We start from the raw sequence: 8,415 nt of genomic DNA, 5'->3' as shown, positions 1-8,415 counted from the left end.
ATGTCTGACGTCAATGATCTGATCCGAACACGGCTGACCCCGTTCCCCAAGCGCCATTTTCTCGGCGCGCAGGATCTCGATCCGCCTGACATTCTGGCCTTGCTGGACCTGGCCGACGTCTTCGTCGATCTCAACCGCCAGCCATCGAAGAAGCTGGACCTGCTCAAGGGCCGCACCCTGGTCAATATGTTCTTCGAGAACTCGACACGCACCCAGTCCTCGTTTGAGCTAGCGGGCAAGCGGCTGGGCGCCGACACGGTCAATATGAGCATGAAGACCTCGTCGGTCGCCAAGGGCGAGACCCTGATCGACACGGCGGTGACGCTCAACGCCATGAAGCCGGACCTTCTGGTCGTGCGCCATTCGGCTTCGGGAGCTGCGGCGCTTCTGGCGCAGAAGGTCGGATGCAGCGTGGTCAATGCCGGCGACGGCCAGCACCAGCACCCGACGCAGGCCCTGCTCGACATGTTGTCGATCCGCCGCGCCTTTGGCCATGTCGATGGATTGACGGTCGCCATTTGCGGCGATGTGCTGCATTCGCGCGTGGCGCGCTCGAACGTCATCCTGCTCAATGCCATGGGCGCGCGGGTCCGTCTGGTCGGGCCGCCGACGCTCATACCCGGCGACGCCGATCAGTGGGGCGCGGAGGTCTATCACGATATGCGCGAAGGCATTGCGGGCGCCAATGTCGTGATGATGCTGCGGCTCCAGCTTGAGCGCATGGACGGCGCCTTCATTCCGTCCACCCGCGAATATTACCGCTTCTATGGCCTCGACCGCGAAAAGCTGGCCGTGGCGGCGAAGGATGTGCGCGTCATGCACCCCGGCCCGATGAACCGCGGCGTCGAGATCGATTCCGAGGTCGCCGACGACCTTTCCGTATCGCTGATTCAGGATCAGGTCGAGATGGGCGTCGCCGCCCGCATGGCCGTGCTGGCCAGCCTGGCTGCACGTCTGGAGAATGAGCTATGAGCAAGGCCATTGCACAGCCCTCAAGCAGCGAAGCGGTAGGGCAAAAAAAACAAACGAGCGCGATAGCGCTCGTCAATGCCCGCCTGATCGACCCGGCCAGCGATTATGACGGCCCCGGCTCGGTGATCCTTGCCGACGGCGTGATCGCTGACGTGATCCACGGCCATGACGCGCCAACTGGCCATGCGGGCATCGAGGTCATCGACTGCGCGGAAAACGCGGTCATGCCGGGCCTGATCGACATGCGCGTGCGCACGGGCGAGCCGGGCAACGAGCCCGCCGAGACGCTGAAATCGGCCAGCCGCGCCGCCGCCGCCGGGGGCGTAACCTCTTTCGTCGTCCTGCCCGACACCGATCCGGTGATCGACGAACCGGCTATGGTCGATTTCATCCTGCGCCGCGCGCGCGACATCGAACTGGTGCACGTCTATCCGGCGGGCGCGGCCACCAAGGCCTGCGAAGGCCGCAAGATGGCCGAGATCGGCCTGATGGACGAAGCCGGGGCGCTGTACTTTACCGATGGCGACCATGTCATCGTCGATTCCAAGATTTTGAGCCGCGTCCTCAACTACGCCAATGGCTTCAACGCCCTGATCGCGCACCGCCCCAAGGAGCCGTGGCTGTCGGATGGCGCCGTGGCGACCTCCGGCGAGATGGCGGCGCGCATGGGGTTGAGCGGCGTTCCGGCCCTGGCCGAGCGCATGGCGATGGAGCGCGATCTCGGTTTGGTCGAGCTGACCGGCGCGCGTTTTCTGGTCGATCTGATCTCGACGCGCGAGGGCCTGGCCTCGCTGGAGCGCGCCAAGGCGCGCGGCCTCGATGTGGCGGCCTCGGTGTCGATCAACCATCTGATGTTCAACGAGATCGACATCGGCGATTACCGCACCTTTTACCGGCTCGATCCGCCCTTGCGCGCCGAAAGCGACCGGCTGGCCATGGTCGATGCGCTGGCGCAAGGCGTGATCGACGTGGTGGTCTCCAACCACACGCCCCGCCCCGCCGAGGACAAGCGCCTGCCCTTCTCAGAGGCCGCGCCGGGCGCCATCGGCCTGCAAACCCTGCTGCCCGCCCTGATCGGCCTGCATCTCGACAACGATATTCCGTTGATCGACCTGCTGCGCGCTGTGACGAGCAACCCCGCGCAACTGCTGGGACTTGAGGCCGGACGGCTGGAAAAGGGCGCGCCCGCCGACCTGCTGCTGGTCGATATCGAGGCGCCGTTTGCGTTGCGCGAACGCGACATCCTGTCGAACTCGAAGAACTCGCCCTTTGAAAACCGGACATTGCAGGGCAAGGTGCTGAAAACCCTCGTGGACGGTCGAGTCGTCGTCGGGACTTAGAGCGCTTTTCGATCTGATGGGATCAGATCGGCGCTCTAAGTTTTTGTTTTGTCGCTCTTCCTTATCCAAAAAGTGGAACCACTTTTTGGGGAAACGCTCTAAGCACACAGGCCCATGACGCTCTCGCCTCCCCTGATCTACGCCCTGGCCGTTATCGGCGGCTATCTGCTCGGTTCAATCCCGTTCGGCTATATCGCCGCGAAATCTGCAGGCATCGACATCCGCAGCGTGGGGTCGGGCAATATTGGCGCGACCAATGTGCTGCGCACCGGCCGCAAGGATCTGGCCCTCCTCACCTTCGTCGGCGACACCGGCAAGGGCGCGGCGGCGGTGGGCCTCGCCTGCCTGTTGCTGTTGGGCGTCGATCAAGAGACGCGCAATGCAGGCATGGCGCTGGCGGGCGCTGCGGCGTTTTTAGGCCATCTCTACCCGGTATGGCTGAAATTCAAGGGCGGCAAGGGCGTGGCGACCTTTCTGGGCACCCTGTTCGCCGCCTGCTGGCCGATGGGGCTGATCGCGGGCGCCTTGTGGCTGCTGACAGCCTTCACCTTACGCATCTCATCGCTGAGCGCTCTGGTCGCCGCCGCCCTCGTCGTGCCGGTGAGCCTTTTGCTGCCCTTCGTCGATCCGGCCTATCCGTTCGTCGGCATGGCCCTGTTCATGGCGGTGCTGATCTATATCCGCCACCGCAGCAATATCGCCCGCCTGCTCAAGGGCGAGGAACCGAAGATCGGAAAGAAGAAGGAAGCTTGATCTTAAGTCAGTGTGTCTCGCATGACATATTTTTATAAATACATGCCTGCTGAAACAGCAAAAATCGTTTTACGCAGTACCAAATTAAGGTGGTCCTCACCTCCACTCCTAAATGATCCATTTGATATGCAATTTGCTCTGCAATTGCGCATTGATCCTGATAAAGTCATCCCTCTAACTATTGATAAAATTTGGGAATTACTTTACGGTTTTCCTAGAGAGAAACCATTAAATGCAATGGGAAATAAACTATTAAAACTACGTTCATCAGCTCAACTTATGAGCAGATCGGATTTAGAGAAAATTTGGAGAGATTCAATTTTTTTATCTATAAATTCTGCTAAGGAAAATTTAAATCAGGCAATCGAGAATATAAAAAATGATTTTAATAAGGACAAAATTTTATGTTTTTCAAAATTTAATGACAGTATTCTTATGTGGTCATATTATGCCAATAACCATTCAGGAATAGTATTAGAGTTTACGGACAAGACTTTTAATAACCCTTTAAAAACGGCGCGTCCAGTAAAATACGTCGCTCATATGCCCAATTTTTACGATGATGATTTATTGTCCGATACTTTAGCTGGCTATAAAGTAGTAAATGAGGAAATGATTTTAGATAAGATGGTTTGGACGAAATCTGACCATTGGAAACATGAGAACGAATGGCGAATTCACGTGGGACGAGGGCGCACAAATGAATCATATGAAGACATTAAATTTGGAAAGCATGAACTTTCTGGTGTCATTCTAGGAGCGCGTATAAAACATCAAGATGCTAAAGAAATTATAGGGATAGTTAAAAAAATTTACCCCCACGTTCAGTTAAGAAAATGCCATTTAGATAGCTCCCAATATAAAATTAACATCCAATCCAATATTTAATCTAGCTTGAGCCTATTTATCTTCCCTGCTAGCCTTCGCCTTGGAGGAACAGGGGGATGTTCGATCACATACAACCTGCGCGGGATCAGGCCGAGCGCATCGCGCGCTTGCGGCTGTCGCGCACGCCGCGCGTCGGGCCGGTGAATTTCGCGCAACTGATGCGTCGTTTCGGCTCGGCGACGCGGGCGCTCGACGAACTCCCCAACCTCATCCGCCGCAATGGCGGCAGCCTGACCCCGCCCGATCCGGCGCGCGTCGAGGCGGAAATGACGCGCGGCGAAGCGGTTGGCGCACGGCTGATCGTGGTTGGCGACGCTGACTATCCCGCCCTGCTCGCTCAGGCCGACGCAGCGCCGCCCGTTTTGTGGGCCTTAGGACCGCTGAAGATCAGCCGTCAATGCGTCGCCATTGTCGGCGCGCGCAACGCCTCCGCCGCCGGGCAGAAGATGGCGCAGATGCTGGCGCACGATCTGGGTCAGCACGGCTTCCAGATCGCCTCCGGTCTGGCGCGCGGCATAGATAGCCGCGCCCATGAGATGAGCCTTGCCACCGGCAGCATCGCCGTGCTGGGCGGCGGCATTGACGATATCTATCCGCCTGAAAACGCAGATCTTTACGAGCGCCTGCGCGCCGACGGCCTGATCCTCTCAGAAAGCCCGGCAGGCCACAGAGCCCAGGCGCAGGACTTTCCCCGTCGCAACCGCATTATCTCAGGCCTGTCCCTGGCCACCATCGTGGTCGAGGCCGAACTGCGTTCAGGCTCACTGATCACCGCGCGTCTGGCCGCCGAGCAGAATCGCGAGGTCTTCGCCGTGCCGGGCTCGCCGCTCGATCCGCGCTGCCGCGGGACCAACGATCTGTTGCGTCAGGGCGCGAACCTGTGCGAAAGCGCCGACGATGTGCTGCGCGTGCTGGAAGCCCAGATGGGCGTTGAGGCGCCGCAAACGCCTTACCAGCCCTACCCGTCCCCCGGCGCCGATCTCGAAGCCGAGATCGCCCGCGCCGCGCGGACCCTGTTGGGCCTGATCAGCGATACGCCGACGCATCGCGACGACCTGCTGCGCCTGTGCGACGCGTCGACCTTTATCGGTCTGGCCGCACTCAGCGAACTGGAAATCTCCGGGCGCACGCAACAGTCGGGCGGTTTTTACACCCGCTCAGCCATGCAGGCTTGAAATTCGCCGCTCAGGGGAGTCTGGCGTCTCGACACGGGCGCTTAACACAGCGCTGCGCAGATCGCAGGACAGCCGATCCAGTCCGGCGCGCGCCGACATTTCACTCAGTTCCTGAACGATCTCATGCACATAGTCGAGAATTTCCTGCTGCTGATGATGGAGGTCGGACGCAATACTATGGGGGCGTAAAGACATGACAAAGACTCCTTGGTAATCATCGCTTTAACCCTATCATGGGTTGTATTTAAAATTCACTATATTTTTGATTGCGTCGTTGAAAAATTTGCGCGACCCGCATCGCCCGTTGACAGAGCCACATTCGGTTAGCATGTATGCAGGCGGTTCGGTCTGCCCCCGCGCAACTCGTCGTTGCTCATGCAGGACGCGCGCCGTCTGTATTTTCGCCGTTGCGCATTTTTCGCCTGATAAGAGATTTCATGACCGTTGTTATCGTAGAAAGCCCGGCCAAGGCCAAGACCATCAACAAGTATCTCGGCAAGGGCTTTACGGTGCTGGCCTCCTACGGGCATATCCGCGACCTGCCTTCCAAGGACGGCTCGGTGAAGCCGGACGAGGACTTCGCCATGACCTGGGAGCTGGACCCCAAGTCGCAAAAGCGCATGAACGACATCGCCGAGGCGGTAAAGGCCAATGACCGCGTGATCCTGGCCACCGACCCGGATCGCGAGGGCGAAGCGATCTCGTGGCACGTACTGGAAGTGCTGAATAAAAAGCGCGTGCTGAAGGAAAAACAGGTCCAGCGCGTCACCTTCAACGCCATTACCCAGTCCGCCGTGCAGCAGGCCATGGCCGCGCCGCGCGACATCGATATGGAGCTGGTCGAGGCCTACCTGGCCCGTCGTGCGCTCGACTATCTGGTTGGCTTCACCCTGTCGCCGGTGCTGTGGCGCAAGCTGCCGGGCGCACGCTCGGCGGGCCGCGTGCAGTCGGTGGCGCTCAAGATCGTCGTCGATCGCGAAATCGAGATCGAGAAGTTCAAATCCGAGGAATACTGGACGCTTGACGCCGAAGTTTCCGCCGACTCGCCGCCCTTCTCAGCGCGCCTGATCCAGCTTGGTGGCAGGAAGCTCGGCAAGTTTGATTTGCCAAATGAGACATCGGCGCTTGCGGCGCGCGACGCGATTCAGGCGGCCAAATTCACTGTCGCCGAGGTCGATCAGAAGCCCGGCAAGCGCACCCCGCCGCCGCCCTTCACCACCTCGACCCTGCAACAGGAGGCGGCGCGCAAGCTTGGCTTCTCGGCCACCCGCACCATGCAGACCGCGCAACGCCTGTATGAAGGCGTCGATATCGGCGGCGAAACCACCGGCCTGATCACCTATATGCGGACCGACGGCGTCTATGTCGAACCCGCCGCCATCAATGAGATGCGCAAGCTGGTCGGCGAGCGCTACGGCGCCGCCTATGTGCCGGCTGAGCCGCGCCACTATAAGGTCAAGGCCAAGAACGCACAGGAGGCCCACGAAGCCATCCGTCCGACCTCGATCTATCGCCGCCCGGAGACGCTCAAGCTGGAGGGTGATCAGGCGCGACTCTATGAACTGATCTGGAAGCGCGCCGTCGCCTCGCAGATGGAAGCCGCACGCGTAGAAAAGACCGCCATCGACCTGCTGAGCGCGGACAGGCAGATCGCCCTGCGCGCCACCGGCCAGGTGGTGACCTTCGACGGTTATATGGCGGTCTATGAAGAAGGCCGTGACGACGACAATGACGAGGACGGCGGCCGCCTGCCCGCCGTCAAGGTTGGCGCTCAGGCCAATGTGCATAAGGTTCAGCCGGATCAGCACTTCACCGAACCACCCCCGCGCTATTCCGAAGCGACTTTGGTGAAGAAACTAGAAGAACTCGGCATCGGACGGCCCAGCACTTACGCCTCCATCCTCGGCGTCCTGCGCGACCGCGCCTATGTTCGCATGGACAAGAACCGCTTTATCCCGGAAGACAAGGGCCGTCTGGTCACCGCCTTCCTTGATCAGTTCTTCCACCGCTATGTCCAGTACGACTTCACGGCGGCGCTGGAGGAAAAGCTCGATCTCGTCTCAAGCGGCGAGCTCAACTGGAAACAGTTGCTGGCCGACTTCTGGAAGGATTTTCACGCCGCCGCCGAGGGCATGGGCGATTTGCGCGTTTCGCAGGTGCTGGAAACGCTCAATGAAGCGCTGGGGCCGCACATCTTCCCGGATAAGGGCGACGGCTCGAATCCGCGCGCCTGCCCGTCCTGCGCCAATGGCCAGTTGAGCCTGAAAACCTCGCGCTTCGGGGCCTTTATCGGCTGCTCCAACTATCCCGAATGCAGTTATACGCGCCCCGTCGGCGCGCCGGGTTCGGAAGCTGAGAACGCCGTATCGGGCGACAAGGATCTCGGTGTCGATCCCGGAAGCGGCCTCACCGTCGCGCTCAAGATCGGGCGTTTCGGCCCCTATGTGCAACTGGGCGAAGCGGCCTCCAAGGAGGACAAGCCCAAGCGTGCGTCCCTGCCCAAGGCATGGCCGCCCGCCAGCATTGATCTTGACCGCGCGCTGAAACTTTTGAGCCTGCCGCGCACCATCGGCGTTCATCCAGAAGATCAGAAGCCGATCGTGGCGGGCCTGGGCCGCTTCGGGCCGTTCGTGGAATCGGGCGGCACCTACGCCAACCTGCCCAGCTTCGACGAGGTGTTCGAGGTCGGCATCAATCGCGCCATCGATCTGATCGCCCAGAAGCGCGCCGGCGGCAAGGGCGGTTGCGGCGCAGCGGCGGCGCCGTTGCGCGAACTCGGCGTCTATCCGAATTCCGAAGAACAGATCGCGGTGATGAGCGGGCGTTACGGCCCCTATGTCAAGGCGGGCAAGACCAACGCCACCCTGCCGAAAGAGATGACGCCGGAGACGGTGACACTCGAACAGGCCATTGCGCTGATCGACGCCAAGGGCGGGCTGAAAACAACGGGCGCGAAGAAGGCGCCAGCCAAGAAGACGGCGACGAAAAAGGCGCCTGCCAAGAAGGCCACAGCAAAAAAGGCCGCGCCGAAAAAGAAGACCGAGGCGTAAGGGCTTCCGCAAGCCGTGACATTGTTTTTTGGAACCACAGATTACGCAGATTATCGCAGATTTTTACGACGCTGAATGTGGGATTTATATCACCGAGTAGGCGCGTTCACGACGCGCTTTGCGCGTCCCTTGTACATCAGAAAGCGCGCCGTCCTTGCGGTCATCACGGTAAAATCATCTGTGTAAATCTGCGTAATCTGTGGTTTCTATTCCTTCTTAACGCCCGCAACCCGTAAC

The 8,415-nt window shown here is 59.9% G+C and carries 7 protein-coding genes; 6 read left to right on the top strand and 1 reads right to left on the bottom strand.

Annotated elements, in window-relative coordinates:
- From ACTHLA_RS17570 to dprA, 5 genes are all read left to right on the top strand, one after another.
- On the top strand, positions 1-972 hold the full coding sequence (locus tag ACTHLA_RS17570) for an aspartate carbamoyltransferase catalytic subunit (RefSeq protein WP_440192575.1): 972 nt from the start codon (positions 1-3) through the stop codon (positions 970-972).
- A complete protein-coding gene (pyrC, locus tag ACTHLA_RS17565; protein WP_440192572.1) occupies positions 969-2,312 on the top strand; it encodes a dihydroorotase in 1,344 nt (447 codons plus the stop codon). Before ACTHLA_RS17570 ends, pyrC begins: the two co-directional genes overlap by 4 nt.
- A gap of 114 nt (positions 2,313-2,426) precedes the next feature.
- Positions 2,427-3,065 carry a glycerol-3-phosphate 1-O-acyltransferase PlsY gene (gene plsY / locus ACTHLA_RS17560; protein WP_440192569.1) on the top strand — a complete coding sequence of 213 codons (639 nt, stop codon included), beginning with the start codon at positions 2,427-2,429 and terminating at the stop codon, positions 3,063-3,065.
- A 126-nt stretch (positions 3,066-3,191) separates the two neighbouring features.
- Complete coding sequence (locus tag ACTHLA_RS17555; RefSeq protein ID WP_440192567.1) at positions 3,192-3,953, top strand: DUF2971 domain-containing protein; 762 nt, start codon at positions 3,192-3,194, stop codon at positions 3,951-3,953.
- A gap of 56 nt (positions 3,954-4,009) precedes the next feature.
- A complete protein-coding gene (dprA, locus tag ACTHLA_RS17550) occupies positions 4,010-5,128 on the top strand; it encodes a DNA-processing protein DprA (RefSeq protein WP_440192564.1) in 1,119 nt (372 codons plus the stop codon).
- Here dprA and ACTHLA_RS17545 read toward each other — a convergent pair.
- Positions 5,111-5,323, bottom strand: coding sequence for a hypothetical protein (locus ACTHLA_RS17545; RefSeq protein ID WP_440192561.1), 213 nt, complete (start codon positions 5,321-5,323; stop codon positions 5,111-5,113). The two genes, dprA and ACTHLA_RS17545, sit on opposite strands and share 18 nt — an antisense overlap.
- Before the next feature lie 242 nt (positions 5,324-5,565).
- Between ACTHLA_RS17545 and topA the strand changes: the two genes are divergently transcribed.
- The gene (gene topA, locus ACTHLA_RS17540) at positions 5,566-8,178 is read left to right on the top strand and encodes a type I DNA topoisomerase (protein ID WP_440192558.1); all 2,613 of its coding nucleotides are present in this window, start codon (positions 5,566-5,568) and stop codon (positions 8,176-8,178) included.
- Positions 8,179-8,415: the final 237 nt, after the last annotated feature.

Origin of the sequence: Asticcacaulis sp. (assembly GCF_051956075.1) — a bacterium.
Lineage (GTDB): Bacteria > Pseudomonadota > Alphaproteobacteria > Caulobacterales > Caulobacteraceae > Asticcacaulis.
The sequence above is the reverse complement of the archived record's forward strand: the minus strand, read 5'-3'. Positions and strand labels throughout refer to the sequence as shown.

What these genes read in the sequence shown, in the direction of transcription:
- plsY (WP_440192569.1), top strand. Translation starts at nt 2,427, where the DNA reads ATGACGCTCTCGCCTCCCCTGATCTACGCCCTGGCCGTTATCGGCGGC.
- ACTHLA_RS17555 (WP_440192567.1), top strand. Translation starts at nt 3,192, where the DNA reads ATGCAATTTGCTCTGCAATTGCGCATTGATCCTGATAAAGTCATCCCT.
- ACTHLA_RS17545 (WP_440192561.1), bottom strand. Translation starts at nt 5,323, where the DNA reads ATGTCTTTACGCCCCCATAGTATTGCGTCCGACCTCCATCATCAGCAG.
- ACTHLA_RS17570 (WP_440192575.1), top strand. Translation starts at nt 1, where the DNA reads ATGTCTGACGTCAATGATCTGATCCGAACACGGCTGACCCCGTTCCCC.
- dprA (WP_440192564.1), top strand. Translation starts at nt 4,010, where the DNA reads ATGTTCGATCACATACAACCTGCGCGGGATCAGGCCGAGCGCATCGCG.
- topA (WP_440192558.1), top strand. Translation starts at nt 5,566, where the DNA reads ATGACCGTTGTTATCGTAGAAAGCCCGGCCAAGGCCAAGACCATCAAC.
- pyrC (WP_440192572.1), top strand. Translation starts at nt 969, where the DNA reads ATGAGCAAGGCCATTGCACAGCCCTCAAGCAGCGAAGCGGTAGGGCAA.